Here is a 19343-nt window from a genome sequence, read left to right as displayed (position 1 = left end):
CATGAAAAAACTTTTTACTGTCACCGCCCTGCTCGCCGGTCTCGCATTCAACTTCGCGGCCCAGGCCGAAGAACTCAGCGTGATGACCTCCGGTGGTTTCACTGCCGCCTACAAGATCCTCGGGCCGAAATTCGCCGCCGCAACGGGCAACACGCTCACCACCAGCCTCGGCCCGTCGATGGGCAAGGCGCCGGAAGCGATTCCCAATCGTCTGGCACGCGGTGAGCACGCCGACGTGGTGATCATGGTCGGTTACGCCCTCGATGAGCTGATCAAACAAGGCAAGGTCGACCCGGCCTCCCGCGTTGAACTGGCGGATTCGCGGATCGGCATGGTAGTGCGTGAAGGCGCGGCGAAACCGGACATCAGCAGCGTCGATGGCCTGAAGAAAACCCTGCTCGACGCGCAGTCGGTGGCCTACTCCGACAGCGCCAGCGGCGTGTACATCGAGCAGCAGCTGTTCAAGAAACTCGGCATCGAAGATCAGTTGAAACCGAAAGCGAAGATGATTGCCAGGATCCCGGTCGGCTCGGTGGTTGCCACTGGCGACTATCAGTTGGGCTTCCAGCAGGTCAGCGAATTGCTGCCCGTGCCGGGCGTAAGCTTCGTCGCGAAGATTCCGGAATCGGTGCAGTCGGTGACACGTTTTGCCGCTGGCATTCCGGTCAAGGCCGAGCATCCGCAAGAAGCCAAAGCCCTGCTCGCCTACCTCGCGGCACCGGCCGCTCAGGCTGACGTACAGGCCACCGGGCTGGATTCGGTCAAGCGTTGATCGTTGGCGGCTGGACGCGCATCTCCACGACCAGCCGCTCCAGTTCCAGTGCCGCCGGGGTCAACGTGCGATCCCGGCGCTTGATGATGCCGACACTGCGCATCACCTGCGGCTCAATCAGCGGCACCCGCGTCAGGATCGGATGATCCGGCCCGGGCATCGCCATCAACGGCACCGCTGCCACGCCCAGACCCGCCTCTACCAGACCGATCATCGTCGTCACATGCCGCGTCTCGCAGATGCTCTGACGCTGCGGCACCACCCCGCCCAAGGCCTGATCGAGCAGAAAGCGATTACCCGAGGTCTTGTCCAGCGCGATGTAATCCTGCTGATAGAACTCGTCCCAACTGACGCTGCTGCGCCCGGCCAGCGGATGATCGCGACGACAGGCGACAACGTAGCACTCCTGCACAAGCGGTTCGAACTCGACTTTGGCATCCTGCGTGCCGAGAAAACTCAAACCGAAATCCGCCTCGCCATTGACCACCGCACTCAACACATCGTGAGCGCTGGAATCGAGGACTTTGACCTTGATCCGCGGAAACTGCTGGTGATAGCGCGCGACCACGCGGGGCATGAAGTAGTAGGCCGCCGAGGGCACGCAGGCGACGGTGACATGGCCCAGACGGGTCGAGGCGACTTCGCTGATGCCGAGCAAGGCAATGTCGAGATCATCCAGCAAGCGTTCGACGCTGGGCATGAAGCCGCGCCCGGCCTGGGTCAGGCTGACCTTGCGCGTGGTGCGCTCGAACAGTTTCACGCCGAGGGCATCTTCGAGCTTTTCGATGCGCCGACTCAGCGCCGGTTGCGACAGGCGCACGGTGTCGGCAGCCTTGCGAAAACTGCCCTGCTCGACCACCGCGCGAAAGGCTTGCAGGTCGTTTAGGTCGAAGTTGATGGCCATGGCGTTTCCGGAAATTGATGCGCAGGGGTTATAAATGTAACCAGTTGATGCAAATTATTACAGACCTGATGGAAGCTGCCCTTGTGGGAGCGAGCCTGCTCGCGAACGCGGGGCATCAGTCAATGGATAGGTGGCTGACCCGGCGCATTCGCGAGCAGGCTCGCTCCCACATTGGTTCTCGAATGGTCTGGAGACCGCGTAACCCTTATCCTTGTCACCCCCGCCGTAGCCGTAGTCAGGAGTCGTTCCATGCCCCATGAAGGCAATCTGTTGCAAGCCGCCGTCGTGTTTCTGTTCGCGGCCGTGCTCACCGTGCCTTTGGCCAAACGTCTGCAACTGGGCGCGGTGCTCGGTTATCTGTTTGCCGGGGTGATCATCGGCCCGTCGGTGCTCGGCCTGATCGGCAACCCGCAAAGCGTTGCGCATATTTCCGAGCTGGGCGTGGTGTTGCTGCTGTTCATCATCGGCCTGGAGCTGTCGCCGCGACGCTTGTGGGTGATGCGCAAATCGGTGTTCGGCGTCGGTCTGGCGCAGGTGCTGTTGACCGCTTCGGTGATCGGCGTGCTGGCACTGGCGGTGTTCGGCCAGCCGCTGAACAGCGCGATTGTGCTGGGCCTCGGTCTGGCGCTCTCCTCCACGGCGTTCGGCCTGCAAAGCCTCGCCGAACGCAAGGAACTGACCAGCCCCCACGGGCGTCTCGCGTTTGCGATTCTGCTGTTCCAGGACATCGCCGCGATTCCATTGATCGCCCTGGTGCCGATGCTCGCCGGTGTCGATCATCACACCAGCACCGCCGACGATATTCGTCACAGCTTGCAGGTGCTCGGCGGCATTGCCGTGGTGGTGATCGGCGGACGGTATCTGCTGCGTCCGGTGTTCCGCGTGGTGGCAAAAACCGGTCTGCCGGAAGTGTCCACCGCCACCGCGTTGCTGGTGGTGATCGGCACGGCGTGGCTGATGGATCTGGTCGGTGTGTCGATGGCGCTGGGTGCGTTTCTCGCTGGTCTGCTGCTGGCGGATTCGGAATACCGGCATGAGCTGGAAGCGCAGATCGAACCGTTCAAGGGCCTGCTGCTCGGGCTGTTTTTCATCAGCGTCGGCATGGGCGCCAATCTCAGCCTGTTGTTGAGCGCGCCGATCACCGTATTGGGCCTGACCTTGTTGCTGATCGGTCTGAAATTGCCGCTGCTGTTCGTGGTTGGGCGCTTGGCAGGAGGATTGAACAAGATCAGCGCAATCCGCCTCGGCATCGTCCTTGCCGCCGGCGGTGAGTTTGCGTTCGTGGTGTTCAAGATCGGCCGCGATCAGGGCCTGTTCGAGCCGCGTCTGTACGATTTGCTGGTGCTGACCATCACCCTGTCGATGGCGCTGACGCCGTTGTTGCTGTTGATCTGCGCGCGTCTGGTCAGCCCGAAAGTGCAGCCGGTGGAAGTGCCGGAGAAATTCCGCGAAATCGACACCGAAGCGCCGCGCGTGGTGATTGCCGGCATGGGCCGGATGGGCCAGATCGTGGCGCGGATTCTGCGCGCGCAGAACATCAAGTTCGTTGCGCTGGACACTTCGGTGGAAACCATCGAACTGTCACGCAGCTTCGGCAGCGTACCGGTGTTCTACGGCGACCCGATGCGCCCGGAAATCCTTCACGCGGCGAAGGTCGGCGAGGCGGAATATTTCGTCATCGCCACGGACGATCCGGAGACCAACATCAAGACTGCCGAAGTGGTGCACAAGCTGTATCCGCACATGAAAATCATCGCCCGCGCGCGTAACCGTCAGCACGTGCATCGCCTGGTGGATGTCGGCGCGGAAGCGATTCGTGAGACCTATTACTCGAGCCTGGAAATGAGCCGGCGCACGCTGGTCGGCCTCGGTCTGACCCAAGCCCAGGCCGATGCGCGGATCAAGCGTTTCAAGCATCACGACGAACAGGTGCTGGAGGCGCAACACGCCGTCTACGACGATGCCGCCAAAGTCCTGCAGACCGCCCAGGAAGCCCGGGCGGAACTGGCCAAATTGTTTGAATCGGATCAGCTCGAAGAAGAAGCCCGAAAATCCTGATCGTGCCTTGCACAGATCCAACTGTGGGAGCGAGCCTGCTCGCGAAAGCGTCGTATCAGTCACCCAATACTTCACTGACAGATTGCATTCGCGAGCAGGCTCGCTCCCACAGGGGATTGGGTCAGACCAGTTCCAGCGCGGGTGCTGGCTCGACGGCTGCCACCGCAAACCGATCCGCCAGAAACGGCGTGATATCCAGCGGCAAGGGCTCGTCATTCACCAGTTTATCCAGCAGCACACCGGTAATCGCCGAGGTCAGAATGCCGGTGCGGAAGTGCCCGCAAGCATTCAGATAACCCTCGACCCCACGCATCGGGCCGAGGATCGGCAACTCATCCGGCGAGCCCGGGCGCAATCCCGCCCAGGTGCGCTTGAGGTTGACGTCCGCCAGCTCCGGCAGACAGCGCACCGCGCCCTGCACCAGCCCGGCGATTTCCGGGTAGGTGGTGGTGACGTCGAAGCCTTTGTCTTCGGTGGTGCTGCCGATAAGGATTTCGCCGTTGTCCTTTTGCGCCACGTAGCAATCGCTGGTGGTCAGGCAGCCGTTGAGGATTTTCGGCATGCGTTCGGTCAGCAGAATCTGTCCTTTCACCGGTTTCACCGGAATGCGAATCCCCGTGGCCCACTCACTCAGATCCGCCGCCCAGGCACCGGCGGCGTTGATCAGCGTCTTGCAGTGGAACACCCCCGCCTCCGCCGTCTGCACGCCGGTCACGCGAGTGCCGTGATGCAGCACGCCGGTGACGTTGGTGTTGACGAAGATATCGACGCCGTTCTGCCGCGCGCCTTCCATATAGGCATCAGCGAGGCGGAACGGGCTGACCTGATGGTCGCAGAGAAACTCCAGCGCCCCGCGCGCCTCATGGCTGACGCTCGGCTCCGCCGCGCGCAACGCCGCCTGATCGAGCCAGCGCACTTGATCAGCCAGATGCGGAATGCAGCCGACGATGTGCTCGGCGTAGAGCCGGTCTTCATCGTCATAGATCACGAATTTCAGCCCGGTCTTCTCGAACTTGCAATCCATGCCGTGATTGTCTTTCAACTCGCGGTGCAACGCCGGATAGAGCGCGTTGGACTGCAAGGCAAAATCGAAAAACGACGCCGGCAAGATATGCGGCGTACTGGCGTCGACCGCCACCGCTGCGCCCTGGGTTTCGCGCTTGCGGTTGGCCGACATCATGCGAAAGAAAATCACCCCGCAGCCGAGGCCGACCGACTCGCCGATCGCCCACAAACCGCCAGCCGAAGCGCGGGTCGCGTTGCCGGGGCGCTTGGCGTCGATCAGCGCAACTTTCAGATTTTTGCGCTTGGACAATTGGTAGGCGCAGGAGGCGCCGATCACTCCGCCACCGGCAATGACCACGTCGTAGAACTTACTCATGGCAAGCGCCCTCCTTGCCGAGGGACTGGAACGCGGAAAACGGCACCGGATCAATCGGGAAGCGCGGGCGCAACCAACCGACATCATGACGTCCGGTGGCCTGGCGCAGGCGATCGCTGCAATAGCCGACGCACATCCGCCCCTGGCAATCGCCCATGCTCACGCGGGTGCGCATTTTCAGACTGGCGATGTCTTGCACACCCTGCTCCAGCGCCAGATCGATGTCGGCGCGGGTCGCATGTTCGCAGCGGCAGATCACTGTGTCGGCCGCAGGCAAAGCAATCTGCCCGACACCGCGCTCGGTGTAGCGATCCACCGCCGCACGAAAGCGCACGATGGCTCTGAGCTTGCTCGCGTAACGATCGCGGCGCACCCGGGCCAGCTCGGTGTCGAGCACACCGCGTTGCAGCAGGATCGAAGTGGCGGCGATCTTGCCGGCGAGCATCGCCGCTTCGCCGCCGCGGATCCCGCCCATGTCGCCGGCCAGATGCACATGCGCCACGCTGCTTTGCTGCCAGACATTGGCATTGGCACGCAGGTAGCCATCGGCGCTGAAGCCGTGATCAAGGCCCATCTGCTGGCTCAATTGCGTGCGCGGAATAAAACCGTAACCCACCGCCAGCGTCTGCACTTCGAAACGCTCGACCCGCGACAGATCCGCCTCCCACGTCGACGAATACGGCGCGACGCTGACGCTTTTCAGCTCGCCGTCGCCATGGGCTTCAACCACGCCCCAGCCATAGTTCATGGGGATGCCGTGCAGCTTGAGGTAAGCGAGCATGCTCAAGCCGTCGAGGAACAGCTGCGGTTTGTTCAGCAGCGCCAGACTCTCGCGGGCGATCTTGCCGAACGCACACGCCTCGTAGACGCCAGCGACACGCACGCCGGAGGCATGCAACTGGGTCGCAACCAGCGGCAGCAACGGCCCGGTGCCGGCGATGATCACCGGCCCCCGCGGCTTGACCACACCACTCTTGATCTGCAATTGAAGACCACCGAGCAGAATCACTCCCGACAACGTCCAGCCGGGGAACGGCACACTGCGTTCGTGACATCCAGCGGCTAACAGCAGTTGCGGATAAGCGATCTCGTGCAGTTGCTCATCACCGTCGAGCACCACCAGAGCGCGAGTGCCTTCGGCGCCGACCACGCGATGGTTGAGGCGCACGTCGATCAGCCCTGACTGCTGCTGAAATTCACCGTGCAGTTTGTCCAGTACTTCCGAGTAACGCGGACCGAGATAATCCAGTTGCACACCATCACGCAACGGCCCGCGATAGACCACGCCGCCGAGGCGCGAAGCCTCTTCGAGCAAGGTGCAGCGCACGCCGTGGCGCGCCAGTTCGATGGCCGCCGCCATTCCCGCCGGCCCGCCGCCGACAATCAACGGTTGCAGGCTCATACGACCTCCTGCCCGACGACGCGGTTGACTTGGGTTTCAATCAGCATGCCGTCGCGCACTACGGTCTGGCAGGCGCGGCGCTTGTGCCGACCGTTGATTTTCACCAGACAGCACTGGCATACGCCCATGCCGCAATAGGCGCCGCTGATTTGATCGTGATCGTTGCGTGCGATCTGGCGCACGCCGAGGGACTGGATGACGCTCAGAACGGTTTCACCGATGGCGGCGCTGACTGCTTGGCCATTGATGTGCACGGTCATGTCCGCCTGCACCAAGGGCTGGATATCGAAGGTTCTTTCTAGGCAGTTCATTACGGTATTCGTCCGTGAAGATTCAGTTGAGGTTGTGACAGCTCCTTGCTGCACTACGCCTCGTCGACGCTTTTTTATTGCTGTGTTTTCAACGTCGACGCGGATACTTCGTCAGCGCAACAAGGTGCGCGACAAGCACTGTAGCTCATACCTCAGCAAAGGCCTGGATCATTTACGGTAGGCGATATCGCCAGGCGAAATATTGATCCAGGCCAGTGAAAATGGCGGGATGGAAACGGTTAGTTGGAGAAAACGAACTGGCCCCGCAGAAAGCAAAAAGCCGCTTTCACCCGAAGATGAAAGCGGCAGAGGCATCCTGCCTCAGAGGGATCAGTGTACGAACAGGGCGATCAGGATGATGATCGGGATCGGTACGCCGAGGAAGAACAGCAGTAATGAGCGCATGGTGACTCTCCTTTTTAACGGACCGGAGTGGTAGTGGTGTAGGTGTCGACTTCAACGTACTCGACTGCATCGCGACGACGACCGCCGAAGGTGGCTGCCAGGCTGGCGAAGAACGCACCGGCCAGCAGCGCGACGAACATCCACAGCGAGGTGTAGGCCGCGACTTTGGCGGCGGTATCGGCCGCTTGCTGAGCTTTCAGTTTGGCGTCAGCGATGGCTTTCTGGGTGTTGGCGTAAATTTCGTCGACACGACGTTCAGCATCGGCCTGGCTCAGATTGGTACGTTGCGATACCAGTTGTGCGAGGTAGGTACGGTCTTCGGCGCTGAGCTGACCGTTGGCCAGGCTTTGCGTGAAGATGCGGGTCACAGTGCCGCGTGCAGCGTCATCGCTGACGGCAGCAGGACGATCATCGCGGAACAGGCTGTCGACGAAGTAGCCGTACTGATCGCTGTCAGTATTGGCTGCGGCAGAGCCGGCGGCCTGGCTCATCGCACCGGCAGCACCGCCGACTACGTTGGCACCCGCCTGCACACCGCCACTGACGACGCTGCTGACCGAACCGACCACCAGCACAGCGGTCACCAAAGTAGCGACGCACCAGGCGAGGAAACCATGTGCGGTGTCGCGGAAGTAGACTTCGTCACCGTGCATGTTGGCCCACTTAACGCGCAGACGGCCGGCAATGTAGCCGCCCATGCCGGAAGCGATGATCTGCGTCACCGCCAGCCAGACGATCGTTGAAATGCCCAGGCCCTTGGCGCTGACGCCTTCTCCGGCCCACGGTGATACAGCCGAAAAGCCCAGGCCAAACCCGAGCAGCACCAGAATCATCGACAGCGCGGCGGCAGCCGCAGCACCGGCGAAGATCGCGCCCCAGGACACGCCTGACACGCTGCTCGACTCTTCCAAGGCAGGATAATAGCCATCAGGGGATCTATTCATTGTTGTAGTGCTCCAGGCATGAAAAATGGTGTTACAAGTCGTCGGGTGAGGAATTGCAGCGACCGTGCCAGTTGCAGCAACTAAATAAATCCATGCTTTTCAACAATTTAGAAAGTTTGAACTTCCCTGCTCCGTGCAATTTGCAATAAACGCTTAACACCTGCGGGTTTTCTGCATTGGTGAACGAGGACCAGATTCGATCAGTTCTGGTTTGCCTGAGCGACGAAGATGAAAGTTAATTTAAAGCGCCACGGCAAAATCTTGGCAAAATGCTGCCATTCCGTTTGAACCGATCAGCAGGCCTGCCTATGACTCGTATCTTGACCATCGAAGACGACGCCGTGACCGCGCGGGAAATCGTTGCCGAACTGAGCAGCCACGGGCTGGACGTCGACTGGGTCGACAATGGCCGCGAAGGCCTCGACCGCGCCGTCAGCGGCAACTACGACCTGATTACCCTCGACCGCATGCTGCCCGAGCTTGATGGTCTGGCCATCGTCACCACCCTGCGCACCATGGGCGTGGCGACGCCGATTCTGATGATCAGCGCCCTCTCCGACGTCGATGAGCGCGTGCGCGGCTTGCGCGCGGGTGGCGATGACTACCTGACCAAGCCGTTCGCCACCGATGAAATGGCCGCGCGGGTCGAAGTGTTGCTGCGCCGGCAGAACAGCGTCGCCACCCAGGCCACCACGCTGAAAGTCGCCGACCTCGAGCTCGACCTGATCAGCCACGAAGCCCGTCGCGCCGAGCAGGTGCTGACGCTGTTGCCCACCGAATACAAACTGCTGGAGTTTCTGATGCGCAACAGCGGCCAGATTCTCTCGCGGATGATGATTTTCGAAGAGGTCTGGGGTTATCACTTCGACCCGGGCACCAACCTGATCGACGTGCATATCGGCCGGCTGCGCAAAAAGATCGACGCGGCCGGCAACGTTCCGCTGATCCGCACGGTACGGGGCTCGGGCTATGTCATTGCCGAACCCGTCTGACGGCTGGCGCTCCTCCAGCAGCCGCTTGCTGGCGCTGTACAGCTCGCTGTTCGTGGCGTGGAGCGCGATCCTCATGGGGGTCATGTATTACGAGGTGTCCGGCTACCTCGACAAGCTCGCCAAACATTCGTTGATGCAACGTCAGCACCTGTTCTCGCATTTTCGCGGCGAGCAACTCGAAGACGCGCTCGCGGCCAGCATGACCTTCGATATTCGCGGTATCGACGCCTATGGTCTGTTCAGCGCTGACGGTGTTTACCTGGGCGGCGCACTCCAGCAAATTCCCGAAGGACTGCCGCTGGATGGCAAGATCCATATGCTCGCCGAGTGCGCCGATTCCGATGACCCGACCCTGCCGAGCGACAGCTGCGATGCCGTAGCCACGCAAACCCGTGACGGGCGCTGGCTGGTGCTGCTGCGTGACAATGGCTCGCTGTTCGCGGTGACGCGGATCATTTTGCACGCGTTGTTCTGGGGCGTGTCGTTGACGATTATTCCCGGGGTCGCCGGTTGGCATCTGCTGCGGCGTCGACCGTTGCAGCGCATCCGCGCGATCCAGAACAGCGCCCAGGCCATCGTTGCCGGCGACCTGACGCACCGCTTGCCGCTGTCCAATCGCCGCGATGAACTGGACATGCTCGCCGCCATCGTCAACGCCATGCTTGAGCGCATCGAGCGCTTGATGAACGAGGTCAAAGGAGTCTGCGACAACATCGCCCACGATTTGCGCACGCCGCTGACCCGCCTGCGCGCGCAGTTGTATCGCATGCAGCAACAGGCCGGCGAAGGTTCGCAAGAAGCGGCGCAACTGGACTTGGTACTGGCTGAAGCGGATACGCTGATGGCGCGCTTTCGCGGTTTGTTGCGGATTTCCGAGCTGGAGGATCGCCAGCGCCGTTCAGGTTTCGTCGAACTTGATCCGGTGCGTTTGCTGGAGGAGTTGCACGAGTTCTATCTGCCGCTGGCCGAGGAAGGCGATCTGCGTTTCCAGTTGAACATGCCGGAGACGCTGCCGCCGCTCAACGGCGACCGCGCGCTGCTGTTCGAAGCGCTGGCAAACCTGCTGAGCAACTCGATCAAATTCACCCCGCCCGGTGGCACGGTGATGTTGCGTGGGGTCAATGCCGGTGGGCAGACGCGGATCGAGGTGCACGATTCAGGGCCGGGGATTCCCGAGGCGGAACGTGAGGCGGTGTTCCAGCGCTTTTACCGCACCGAGGGTGGCCAGCCGCAGAGTGGTTTTGGTCTGGGGTTGTCGATCGTTGCGGCGATTGTCAGCTTGCACGGCTTCAGTCTTGAAGTCGGCAGCAGCGATCTGGGCGGGGCGAAACTGGTGCTGGATTGTCGGCAGAGTTTGATTAGCCAGTCCTGACGTCTCGCGCCGATCGTTCCCACGCTCCGCGTGGGAATGCCTCAAGGGACGCTCCGCGTTCCGGCTTTCGAAATGGGACGCAGAGCGTCCCGGGCTGCATTCCCACGCAGAGCGTGGGAACGATCTGCGTCTCAGGTCGGATAATTCGCCCGCAAGGCTTCGAGCCCGCCCTGGTAGATGCCGTTGAACAGCGCCACCACTTCTTCATCGCTCACGCCGAGCGCATTGAAGCGCCCCGACCACGTCACACGCGAGCCCTGCCCCTGGGCTTCAACCTTGATCGTCGCCAGGTAATCGCTGGCCGGAAACGGTGCCTGTTCGATCGAATAGCTGTACGTTCGGGCAGCGTTGTCGAAAGTCTGCAGACGTTCGACCACTACGCCGCCGTCAGCGGTGTGCAGGGTGCGTACGCGCCCGCCTTCGCTCAGTTCGCTGTTGGTGATCAACGGCAGCCAGTCCGGCAGCGTGTTGAAGCCGCCGATCAATTGCCAGACCTGATCGGCCGCGGCCGGGATGTCGATGGTTGCGGATGCAGTTGGCATAAAACCTCTCTTTTGGAAAATTCAGATCGTCAGGCTGTCGACCACACCGCCATCAACGCGCAACGCTGCGCCAGTGGTGGCCGAGGACAGCGGTGAAGCAATGTAAGTGACCAGATGCGCCACTTCCGAAACATCCGCCACGCGCTGAATGATCGAAGTCGGACGGGCCTTGCGCACAAAGGCGTCGGCTTCGTCGCGCAGATTGCGCCCGGACTCGGCGGCCGCGTCCTTGAGCATGTCCTGCAGGCCATCGGTGAAAGTCGGCCCCGGCAGGATCGCGTTGACCGTAACACCGGTACCAGCCAGACGTTTGGCCAAGCCGTGGGACACCGCCAGGTTGGCGCTTTTGGTCACGCCGTAATTGAGCATGTCCGCCGGCGTCGCCACCCCGGATTCCGATGACAGAAAGATCACCCGGCCCCAACCCTGCTCAACCATCGCCGGCACATAATGCCGCGCCAGGCGCACGCCGGAAATCACGTTGACCTCGTAGAAGCGCGTCCACTCGCTGTCGGGAGTCTCGAAGAAATCGACGTCGTTGAAGATGCCGAGGTTGTTCACCAGAATGTCCGCGCGCGGTTCGGCGGCGAACAGCTTTTCCGCGCCCTCGGCCGTGCCCAGATCGGCGGTCAGACCACGCAACTGCGCGCTTGGCACGGCTTGGCGAATGCTCGCCAGTGCCTGCTCGACCTTGGCCGTGTCGCGACCGATGACCACCACCGTCGCCCTGGCTTCGGCCAGCGACTGGCTGATGCCCAGACCGATGCCGCCGGTACTGCCGCTGACGATGGCCAGTTTTCCACTCAGATCGATCTTCATGCGTTTACCTCATTAGCAAGGAGTTCCACCGCGCTCGACTTTGGCGACGATTTCACAAGCATGGATCAGCGTAGTTGCGATATTGCCGGCATGGTTGAGCTGCCGACCGGTGACGGGGATGTTGTTTGATCGACGATCCCCTGTGTCTGGCAGACCGTAGCCCCTCACCCTAGCCCTCTCCCGGGGGAGAGGGAACCGATCGAGTTGTGCTGAGTTTGCCCTCGACCTGAAAGACCATAGCGATTATGGATTCAGAGAAGACCTTTCACGTCGGCGTATTACCTGAATATCCCCCGGTCAGTCCCCTCTCCTTCCGGGAGAGGGCTAGGGTGAGGGGCATTTCGGAACAGATCAGATTTCCGTCAGACGAAGCAGACCATCGGCGCCGACGCTGACGCTGATCGCATCGTAACTGGCCAACGTCGCATGCGCCGTTTCGATCGGATGCTGGTGCGTGGTGGTGATGATCATCAACGCGGCGCCCGCCGCTTCCGCAGCCTGAATACCAACCGTGGCGTCTTCAAAAATGAGGCAATCCGCTGGCTCGACACCGAGCTTTTTCGCCGCCAGCAGATACCCCGCAGGATCAGGCTTGCCAGCCTTTACATCTTCCGCCGTGATCATGACCGCCGGCTCGGGGATACCCGCCGCCGCCATCCGCCGCAACGCCAGATCGCGAGGCGCCGACGTCACCATTGCCCAGCGATCTTTCGGCAGACCGTTGAGAAATGCCGCCGCCGAAGGAATCTCGACAATGCCTTCAACGTCATTGATTTCCGCTGCGGTGATGAACGCCGCTTGTTCCTCAGCATCCAGCCCCGGCAGATTCAGCCGGGTGATGGTGTCGATCGCACGTGCGCCATGGATGGTCGGCAAAAACGTCTCGACATCAACACCATGACGCACCGCCCACGCTGACCAGATGCGCTCGGCGGCGGCGATGGAATTGAGGACGGTGCCGTCCATGTCGAACAGGAACGCGCCGAATGCGCGATCAAAAACCGATGCTTGTGCAGACAAAAGAACAAATCCTCTGACAGTTGGCCGGGCAGCCTGGCCCGGCAATGTAGCACTTGTCAGTGCAACTGCGGGGCCTTGGATTTGAACGCACTTTCCACACAGTCGAGCAATTGACCGATCGCCCACGGCTTCTTGATGAACGCCACCGAATGCTTGACCCCGGAGGTCTCGGGCGTCTCGTAGCCGGACATGACCATCACCGGTTTTTCCGGCCAGCGATCGCCGACCAGATTCGCCAGGTCCGCGCCGTTAAGCGTGCCGGGCATGGTGATGTCGGTCAGCAATAGCGCGACGTTCGCCGCGTGTTCTTCCAGATACAGTGAGGCGGCGTCGGCGCTGGTTTGCGGTTCGACCTTGAACCCTTCCTCCTGAAGAATTTCGCAAAGAAACTCCAGAATCAACGGATCGTCCTCGACAACCAGAATCAACCCGCCAGGAAGGTGCGCGCTCGACGTAGGTGTAGGGCACATGAACAGCACTCCCCCGAATTACATTTTTGATAAGCGGTTTTGAATCCGCTGCTTATCTGGTATGAGCAGCGCGCCCTGTAGAAATTCATTTTTGATACAGAGGATTTCGCCAAGGTGTTGTTTTTCGAAGCGCAGCGCCCATCGAATCCCCTCATTTGTGGTTAAAATGCCGGCCCTTTGCCTGGCCGATCCTGATCCATGAACCCTGAAGCCCTCGCTACCCTCCACGCTCATTTGCTGCCCGCACTGGCGGCGGCGCCCAGCGAAACCCGCCGTTTGTTTCACGGGCGCGGGCGCTGCTGGCCGGGGTTGGAGCAGTTGACCGTGGACTGGTTGCAGGGCGTGGTGCTGGTGTCGCTGTTCAAAGAACCGGCGCCTGAGCAACTGCAGGATCTGCGGGATTCGCTGCTGCAACTCGCCGCCTCGCCCCAATGGCAGCAGTCCGGTGCACATACCCTGCTGATCCAGCACCGTTACCTGCCGCAAAGCACGGCCGAATGGCTGATCGGTAAGGAAATCGAAGAAATGACCATCGTCGAGGGCGGCTTGCAGTACCGCGTCGACCTGGGACGCAAGCAGAACACCGGACTGTTTCTCGATATGCGTTACGGACGCAACTGGGTGCGCGAACAGGCAGCGGGCAAGCGGGTGTTGAACCTGTTCGCCTACACCTGCGGCTTTTCCGTGGCGGCAATCGAGGGCGGCGCCAGCCATGTGGTCAACCTCGACATGTCCCGCGCCGCGCTGAGCCGAGGTCGCGACAATCACCGTTTGAACGGCCACGACCTGAGCAAGGTCAGCTTTCTCGGCCACGACCTGTTCAAATCCTGGGGCAAGGTGATCAACAGCGGCCCGTACGATCTGGTGATCATCGACCCGCCGTCGTTTCAGAAAGGCAGCTTTTTGCTGACCAAGGACTATCAACGGGTGCTGCGCCGCTTGCCGGAACTGTTGACTGAGCAAGGCACAGTGCTGGCGTGCATGAACGATCCGTCGTTCGGTTCCGACTTTCTGATTGATGGCGTGACCCAGGAAGCGCCGAGCCTGCGCTTCGATCATCGGCTGGACAATCCGCCGGAGTTTCCCGATATCGATCCAGAGAGCGGCCTGAAAGCCCTGGTCTTCCAGCGCAGCCACTAACACAGCGTAAGTTCACCTGTGGGAGCGAGCCTACTCGCGAAAGCGCAGTGTCAGATAACAATTTTGTTGACTGATACACCGCTTTCGCGAGCAGGCTCGCTCCCACACAAGTTCTGCGTTGATCAAAAAGCCGTCGGCCGCAGCACCAGTGCAAACAACTCACCATGCCCGGTGACGTTGAGCTTGTGATAGAGATTGCGTCGATGCACTTTCACGGTCTCCGGCGAAATCCCCATCTGCTGGGCCATCGCCTTGCTGGAAAAGCCCTGCAGGATCAGACGCGCCGTGTCGATCTCGCGCGCGGTCAGCCGGGCATCGAAACGGTCCAGCAGCGTCGCCAGATCGCCTACCACCGCGTCAGCCACCGGCCCTTGCGGCGGCAGCAACTGCATGTGGCGATGCATCGCCGCCAATACCCAGTCACGAATGCACAACAGTCGGCCCTGCTCGGCCATGCCAAACGCGGTCGAGCGGCCCAGGGACAAGCCGAGTACCGCGCCTTCGACGTTGATCAGAAACTGCAATTCATCCTCGCCCACCACGGCACGAAAGTAGCTCTGGTAATACTCGCTGTGCAGAAACTGATCCGGCGCAACGGACGCCAGGCTGTGCAGGCCGTCGCTGATCCCGCTGACGGCGGCTTGATAGAACGGATCGAGCAGGTACATGCCGGCGGTATAACCGGCCAGCTCCTGCTGGTCGTCCACGCCCCCCTTGCTGTCGAAGTCGATCAGCAAACGCGGCGGCTGGCCGGGCTGCATCAGGGCGACGAGGGCATTGTCCAGCGGCACCAGCAGGCGCAGGGTGTCGACCAGCGCGCGCCAGAAACCGTCCTGCCCGAGGTGGGAAAATACCCGCGCCAGACTCTGATGCACCGGCAATTCCTGCAACAACGCGTCCACGCACTACCCCTTTCGAGTAACCCATGATGGGAATGGGGCTGGTGTGACCGGCCCGTTAGCCTGACCACTCCAGTTCCTCACCGGCCTGCGACAGGCCAGGAGTGCCGCATCATGCGTCGTCACCGTGGATCTATCAACCCGGGCCTGCTGGCCTGTTTTTGTCTCTCCTCGGTCGCCATGGCGGCAGACGTACCGAGCGTGCATGTCTACAACTGGTACGACTACATCGGGCCGAACACGCTGCACGATTTCCAGCGCGACAGCGGCATCCGGCCGGTGTACGACACCTTCGACAGCGCCGAAGTGCTCGAAGGCAAACTGATGACCAGCCGCAGCGGCTACGACGTTGTCGTGGCGAGCAACTTCAGCCTGCCGACCCTGATCAAGGCCGGAGCCCTCGCTCCATTGCCTCGCGATCAACTGCCAGGCTGGCAAAACCTCGACCCAGAGCTGTTGAAGAAACTCGCGGTCAACGATCCGGGCAATCAGTACGCCGTGCCTTACCTGTGGGGTACCAACGGCATCGGCTACAACGTCGAAAAAGTCCGCGCCGCGTTGGGTGACAAAGCGCCGGTGGATTCCTGGGAGTTGCTGTTCGACGAAGCCAATCTTGCCAAACTGAGCGAGTGCGGCGTGGCGATGCTCGATTCGCCGTCGGAGATGCTGCCGGTCGCCCTGCATTACCTGGGTTTGCCGCCCAATAGCACCGATCCCGAGGACTACAAAAAAGCCGAAGCACTGCTGCTCAGGCTGCGCCCGCACATCGCCTACTTCAACTCTTCGAAGTTCATCAGCGATCTGTCCAACGGCAATATCTGCGTGGCGGTTGGCTGGTCCGGGGCGATGCTCGAAGCCAAGACCAACGCCGAGCAGGCCAATAACGGCGTAAAGATCGCCTACAGCCTGCCAAAGGAAGGCGCGCCGGTGTGGTTCGACACTCTGGTACTGCTCAAGGACGCGCCCAATCGCGCCCAGGGCCTGGCGTTTATCGATTACCTGCTGCGACCGGAGGTGATCGCGCCGGTCAGTGATCACTTGTCGTACCCGAATGGCAATCGGGCCGCGACAAAGCTGGTGGCAGCAGCAACTCGCGACAACCCGGCGGTCTACCCGTCCCCTGCCGCCATGGCCACCCTCTACACCCTCGAACCCTTGCCCAAAGCCGCCGAACGCGTGCGTACACGGGTGTGGAGCAAGGTCAAGAACGGCCAGTAACCCGCGCAAGAAATCTGCCTGCCTCATCCGAGCGGTAAGCCGCCCGACCTTTTGAATCAAGAGACTGAATCTATGAATCCGCGTGCCCGTGATCTCGATATCCTGATTGGCCAGATGCAACCCGGCCCGCTCAACGCCATTACCGATGTGCCGGGGGTGCGCGTCGGTCACAGCAATGTACGTGGTCGCAGCAGCAGCGGCCGTGACATCTGCACCGGCGTCACGCTGATCGAGCCGCGCCCCGGCTCGACCTGCCAGCAACCGTGCTTTGCCGGCGTGCATGTACTCAATGGCAACGGTGATGCGACCGGCCTGGAATGGATTCGCGAGGCCGGTCTGCTGACCAGTCCGATTGCCTTTACCAACACCCACAGCCTGGGTGTGGTGCGGGATGCGCTGATTGTGCTGGACCGTGAGCAACAGCCGGATGATGGGCGGCTTTACTGGAATATGCCGGTGGTGCTGGAAACCTTCGATGGACTGCTCAATGACATCAACGGCTTTCACGTTAAGCCCGAGCATGTCGCCGAGGCACTGAACGGCGCCGTGGATGGGCCGGTAGTCGAAGGTGCGGTGGGTGGTGGCAGCGGCATGATCTGCCATGAATTCAAGGGCGGTATCGGCACCGCATCGCGCCGTTTGAGTGCTGCCCAGGGTGGCTGGACCGTTGGCGCGATCGTGCAGGCCAACCACGGCATTCGCAGTGAATTACGCGTCGATGGTTACCCGGTCGGACGCTATATGGAACAGAAGGATTCACCGTTTCTGCGGGCAGCGCTGCCGCACCCGGGCATGGGCTCGATCGTCGTTTGCCTGGCGACTGATGCGCCGCTGCTGCCCCATCAATGCACGCGCCTGGCACAGCGTGCCAGCCTGGGCCTGGCGCGTACCGGCGGCGGTAACGAAGACCACAGCGGCGACATCTTCATTGCCTTCGCCACCGGCAATGATCACGTCCCGCCCGCCGCTTATGAGGCTAAACGCGCAGCCACCTGCGACGGCTTGCGCATGGTCAACAACGACCACATCAGCGAGCTGTTTCTGGCCGCGACCGAAGCCGTTGAAGAAGCGATCATCAATGCCCTGCTCGCCAGCGACAGCAGCGAGGGCAACGGCCATTCGGTGCCGGGCCTGGATGCGCAGACGCTTCTGGCAGCGCTGAAAAAATCCGGTTGGCCGGGGTCGCGCCCGGCATAAACCGGCATTGTGCAAGGACGACTGGCGGTACTTGAGTCGTCCATTGCACGCTCCCAGGATGAAGCTACGCGGTGCCTGGATTGATCCGGCGCTGCGTAGGCGTGGGTGTGCTGACTCCCAATCAAGCCCAAGTTCTGCTTCACACGCCTCTTGAGCCTCACGGGCTCTACTTCCTCCCCATCAATGAGCTTGGAGGCTCTTTTTTTGTCTGCGTATTTCAGTTCTCGGCGAGACCTTCGGCGCGAATCGACCGCCATGCCGCCTGCGCAAGCACTTCGCGATAAGCCATCGGACTGCCCTTAACTCGCCCTGCCAGCCAGGCCCGGCAGTAACTGTCCGCCTGGCCGATGATCAGCGATGGCAGCAACTCCGCAGGCAAATCCTTAATCTCAGCGGCGCGACCCGATTCGGCCAACCACTGGCCCAAGCGCAGGTTGCGCGTCTTGTTGCGCTCGGCCAGCTCTTCCTTGAACGGGCCTTTGGTCACTGCGAATCGTGCGTGGTACTGAAAACGCGCCCACTGCGGCTGCTGCTCGACCCAGTCGACATAGCTGAAGACCAGCGCCTGCACTCCTTCCTCCGTGGTATTGGCCGCGTCCAGATACGCATCACGCAGACGCGCCTGATCCTCCAGCGCGGTGAAAAACAGCGCCGCGACCAGCCCTTCCTTGTTGCCGAAATGGTGGTAGATCGCGCCAACGCTGGTGTCGCACTCGGCACGGATCATTTCGATGGTGGTGGCTTCGATCCCCTGTTCATTGAACAGGCTCAGGGCCTTGCGAAAGATATCGCGTTTGAGTTCGGCGCGGCGGCCGGGGTAGCTGCGTTCCAGTAGATCGGCGGTGTCCATGCTGCTCGGGTCCAAAAACGGAGGTTGATAAAGGCGTCACGTGCCCGTGAACAAATCGCGCCTAGGTTGACAGATTTGCCGCGAACAGAATACCGTTCCGTTACAGAACATTATTCTGTAACGGAACATAATTCTGCAAACCACCCAGTGAGGCTTCCATGAGTCAATCTCTCAGCATGTTCAACAGCGTCGGCGCGGATGCATTCAGCAAAATGGCCTGTCAGTTCGCCCCGTACTTCAGCACCATCAATCCGCTGATCAGCGAATTGCGCCCGAACGCCGCCACCGTACAAGTGCCGTTTCGCAAGGAAATTACCAATCACCTTGGCACGGTGCATGCGATCGCCCTGTGCAACGCGGCGGAACTGGCCGGCGGAATGATGACCGACGTCTCGATCCCGCCCGGCGCGCGCTGGATTCCAAAGGGCATGACCGTGGAATACCTGGCCAAGGCGAAAACCGACGTCACCGCCGTGGCCAGCGCCGAAGGTGTGGATTGGCAAAGCGATGGCGACAAGGTGGTCAACGTCGACATTCACGATGCCGAGGGCAAAAAAGTCTTCACCGCGCGCATCACCATGAACGTCAAGATCGGTTGAAATTGCAGGCACAAAAAAGCCCTTGCTGCGCAATGCGCAGCAAGGGCT

19 protein-coding genes are annotated in these 19343 nt (G+C 61.2%); 8 read left to right on the top strand and 11 right to left on the bottom strand.

Features of this window, described 5'->3' with window-relative positions; genetic code table 11:
• Position 1: 1 nt before the first annotated feature.
• Positions 2-772: a substrate-binding domain-containing protein gene (locus ASG55_RS18510; RefSeq protein ID WP_056789012.1), complete on the top strand. Its 771-nt coding sequence runs from the start codon at positions 2-4 to the stop codon at positions 770-772.
• Here ASG55_RS18510 and ASG55_RS18505 read toward each other — a convergent pair.
• Positions 762-1676, bottom strand: coding sequence for a LysR family transcriptional regulator (locus ASG55_RS18505; protein ID WP_016775221.1), 915 nt, complete (start codon positions 1674-1676; stop codon positions 762-764). The two genes, ASG55_RS18510 and ASG55_RS18505, sit on opposite strands and share 11 nt — an antisense overlap.
• Positions 1677-1925: 249 nt before the next feature.
• Between ASG55_RS18505 and ASG55_RS18500 the strand changes: the two genes are divergently transcribed.
• The gene (locus tag ASG55_RS18500) at positions 1926-3734 is read left to right on the top strand and encodes a monovalent cation:proton antiporter-2 (CPA2) family protein (protein ID WP_056789010.1); all 1809 of its coding nucleotides are present in this window, start codon (positions 1926-1928) and stop codon (positions 3732-3734) included.
• 121 nt (positions 3735-3855) lie between these two features.
• On the opposite strand, the gene hcnC is transcribed toward ASG55_RS18500, so the two are convergent.
• The 4 genes from hcnC to ASG55_RS18480 form a co-directional block, all read right to left on the bottom strand.
• Positions 3856-5115: a cyanide-forming glycine dehydrogenase subunit HcnC gene (hcnC, locus tag ASG55_RS18495; protein ID WP_056789007.1), complete on the bottom strand. Its 1260-nt coding sequence runs from the start codon at positions 5113-5115 to the stop codon at positions 3856-3858.
• Positions 5108-6517 (bottom strand): cyanide-forming glycine dehydrogenase subunit HcnB, encoded by a 1410-nt coding sequence (gene hcnB / locus ASG55_RS18490; RefSeq protein WP_056789005.1) that lies wholly within the window; start codon positions 6515-6517, stop codon positions 5108-5110. Before hcnB ends, hcnC begins: the two co-directional genes overlap by 8 nt.
• Entirely contained in the window at positions 6514-6828 is a 315-nt protein-coding gene (locus tag ASG55_RS18485) for a (2Fe-2S)-binding protein (protein ID WP_056789002.1), read from the bottom strand. The genes hcnB and ASG55_RS18485 overlap by 4 nt, the downstream gene beginning before the upstream one ends.
• 419 nt (positions 6829-7247) lie before the next feature.
• Positions 7248-8177 carry a hypothetical protein gene (locus tag ASG55_RS18480; RefSeq protein ID WP_056788998.1) on the bottom strand — a complete coding sequence of 310 codons (930 nt, stop codon included), beginning with the start codon at positions 8175-8177 and terminating at the stop codon, positions 7248-7250.
• A 308-nt stretch (positions 8178-8485) separates the two neighbouring features.
• On the opposite strand from ASG55_RS18480, the gene ASG55_RS18475 reads away from it, so the two are divergent.
• Together ASG55_RS18475 and ASG55_RS18470 are read left to right on the top strand one after the other, a co-directional pair.
• Entirely contained in the window at positions 8486-9169 is a 684-nt protein-coding gene (locus ASG55_RS18475; RefSeq protein WP_056788996.1) for a response regulator transcription factor, read from the top strand.
• A complete protein-coding gene (locus ASG55_RS18470; protein ID WP_056788994.1) occupies positions 9147-10541 on the top strand; it encodes a sensor histidine kinase in 1395 nt (464 codons plus the stop codon). The genes ASG55_RS18475 and ASG55_RS18470 overlap by 23 nt, the downstream gene beginning before the upstream one ends.
• Before the next feature lie 131 nt (positions 10542-10672).
• Here the strand turns inward: ASG55_RS18470 and ASG55_RS18465 are convergent, their stop codons facing one another.
• From ASG55_RS18465 to ASG55_RS18450, 4 genes are all read right to left on the bottom strand, one after another.
• On the bottom strand, positions 10673-11083 hold the full coding sequence (locus ASG55_RS18465; protein WP_056788991.1) for an SRPBCC family protein: 411 nt from the start codon (positions 11081-11083) through the stop codon (positions 10673-10675).
• A gap of 21 nt (positions 11084-11104) precedes the next feature.
• Positions 11105-11902, bottom strand: coding sequence for an SDR family NAD(P)-dependent oxidoreductase (locus ASG55_RS18460; RefSeq protein WP_056788990.1), 798 nt, complete (start codon positions 11900-11902; stop codon positions 11105-11107).
• A gap of 351 nt (positions 11903-12253) precedes the next feature.
• On the bottom strand, positions 12254-12922 hold the full coding sequence (locus ASG55_RS18455) for an HAD-IA family hydrolase (protein ID WP_056788987.1): 669 nt from the start codon (positions 12920-12922) through the stop codon (positions 12254-12256).
• Between the two features lie 56 nt (positions 12923-12978).
• Positions 12979-13392 (bottom strand): response regulator, encoded by a 414-nt coding sequence (locus tag ASG55_RS18450; RefSeq protein ID WP_056788985.1) that lies wholly within the window; start codon positions 13390-13392, stop codon positions 12979-12981.
• Positions 13393-13590: 198 nt separating this feature from the next.
• Here ASG55_RS18450 and ASG55_RS18445 point away from each other — a divergent pair, with 198 nt between their 5' ends.
• On the top strand, positions 13591-14532 hold the full coding sequence (locus ASG55_RS18445) for a class I SAM-dependent methyltransferase (protein WP_056788982.1): 942 nt from the start codon (positions 13591-13593) through the stop codon (positions 14530-14532).
• Positions 14533-14654: 122 nt separating this feature from the next.
• Here ASG55_RS18445 and ASG55_RS18440 read toward each other — a convergent pair whose 3' ends face one another.
• Complete coding sequence (locus tag ASG55_RS18440; protein ID WP_056788979.1) at positions 14655-15434, bottom strand: helix-turn-helix transcriptional regulator; 780 nt, start codon at positions 15432-15434, stop codon at positions 14655-14657.
• Positions 15435-15545: 111 nt separating this feature from the next.
• Here ASG55_RS18440 and ASG55_RS18435 point away from each other — a divergent pair, with 111 nt between their 5' ends.
• Together ASG55_RS18435 and ASG55_RS18430 are read left to right on the top strand one after the other, a co-directional pair.
• Complete coding sequence (locus tag ASG55_RS18435; RefSeq protein WP_056788976.1) at positions 15546-16649, top strand: polyamine ABC transporter substrate-binding protein; 1104 nt, start codon at positions 15546-15548, stop codon at positions 16647-16649.
• A gap of 72 nt (positions 16650-16721) precedes the next feature.
• On the top strand, positions 16722-17846 hold the full coding sequence (locus tag ASG55_RS18430; protein WP_056788973.1) for a DmpA family aminopeptidase: 1125 nt from the start codon (positions 16722-16724) through the stop codon (positions 17844-17846).
• Positions 17847-18063: 217 nt separating this feature from the next.
• Here ASG55_RS18430 and ASG55_RS18425 read toward each other — a convergent pair whose 3' ends face one another.
• The gene (locus tag ASG55_RS18425; RefSeq protein ID WP_056788969.1) at positions 18064-18696 is read right to left on the bottom strand and encodes a TetR/AcrR family transcriptional regulator; all 633 of its coding nucleotides are present in this window, start codon (positions 18694-18696) and stop codon (positions 18064-18066) included.
• A gap of 158 nt (positions 18697-18854) precedes the next feature.
• On the opposite strand from ASG55_RS18425, the gene ASG55_RS18420 reads away from it, so the two are divergent.
• Positions 18855-19295: a hotdog fold domain-containing protein gene (locus ASG55_RS18420; protein WP_056788967.1), complete on the top strand. Its 441-nt coding sequence runs from the start codon at positions 18855-18857 to the stop codon at positions 19293-19295.
• Positions 19296-19343: the final 48 nt, after the last annotated feature.

The organism is Pseudomonas sp. Leaf434, assembly GCF_001425545.1.
Lineage (GTDB): Bacteria > Pseudomonadota > Gammaproteobacteria > Pseudomonadales > Pseudomonadaceae > Aquipseudomonas > Aquipseudomonas siliginis.
Note: the sequence above shows the minus strand (reverse complement) of the source record. Positions and strands in the feature narration are given on the sequence as shown.

Excerpts from the sequence above, each read along its gene's own strand:
- ASG55_RS18510 (WP_056789012.1), top strand. The coding sequence starts at position 2 with ATGAAAAAACTTTTTACTGTCACCGCCCTGCTCGCCGGTCTCGCATTC.
- ASG55_RS18505 (WP_016775221.1), bottom strand. The coding sequence starts at position 1,676 with ATGGCCATCAACTTCGACCTAAACGACCTGCAAGCCTTTCGCGCGGTG.
- ASG55_RS18500 (WP_056789010.1), top strand. The coding sequence starts at position 1,926 with ATGCCCCATGAAGGCAATCTGTTGCAAGCCGCCGTCGTGTTTCTGTTC.
- hcnC (WP_056789007.1), bottom strand. The coding sequence starts at position 5,115 with ATGAGTAAGTTCTACGACGTGGTCATTGCCGGTGGCGGAGTGATCGGC.
- hcnB (WP_056789005.1), bottom strand. The coding sequence starts at position 6,517 with ATGAGCCTGCAACCGTTGATTGTCGGCGGCGGGCCGGCGGGAATGGCG.
- ASG55_RS18485 (WP_056789002.1), bottom strand. The coding sequence starts at position 6,828 with ATGAACTGCCTAGAAAGAACCTTCGATATCCAGCCCTTGGTGCAGGCG.
- ASG55_RS18480 (WP_056788998.1), bottom strand. The coding sequence starts at position 8,177 with ATGAATAGATCCCCTGATGGCTATTATCCTGCCTTGGAAGAGTCGAGC.
- ASG55_RS18475 (WP_056788996.1), top strand. The coding sequence starts at position 8,486 with ATGACTCGTATCTTGACCATCGAAGACGACGCCGTGACCGCGCGGGAA.
- ASG55_RS18470 (WP_056788994.1), top strand. The coding sequence starts at position 9,147 with ATGTCATTGCCGAACCCGTCTGACGGCTGGCGCTCCTCCAGCAGCCGC.
- ASG55_RS18465 (WP_056788991.1), bottom strand. The coding sequence starts at position 11,083 with ATGCCAACTGCATCCGCAACCATCGACATCCCGGCCGCGGCCGATCAG.
- ASG55_RS18460 (WP_056788990.1), bottom strand. The coding sequence starts at position 11,902 with ATGAAGATCGATCTGAGTGGAAAACTGGCCATCGTCAGCGGCAGTACC.
- ASG55_RS18450 (WP_056788985.1), bottom strand. The coding sequence starts at position 13,392 with ATGTGCCCTACACCTACGTCGAGCGCGCACCTTCCTGGCGGGTTGATT.
- ASG55_RS18445 (WP_056788982.1), top strand. The coding sequence starts at position 13,591 with ATGAACCCTGAAGCCCTCGCTACCCTCCACGCTCATTTGCTGCCCGCA.
- ASG55_RS18435 (WP_056788976.1), top strand. The coding sequence starts at position 15,546 with ATGCGTCGTCACCGTGGATCTATCAACCCGGGCCTGCTGGCCTGTTTT.
- ASG55_RS18430 (WP_056788973.1), top strand. The coding sequence starts at position 16,722 with ATGAATCCGCGTGCCCGTGATCTCGATATCCTGATTGGCCAGATGCAA.
- ASG55_RS18425 (WP_056788969.1), bottom strand. The coding sequence starts at position 18,696 with ATGGACACCGCCGATCTACTGGAACGCAGCTACCCCGGCCGCCGCGCC.
- ASG55_RS18420 (WP_056788967.1), top strand. The coding sequence starts at position 18,855 with ATGAGTCAATCTCTCAGCATGTTCAACAGCGTCGGCGCGGATGCATTC.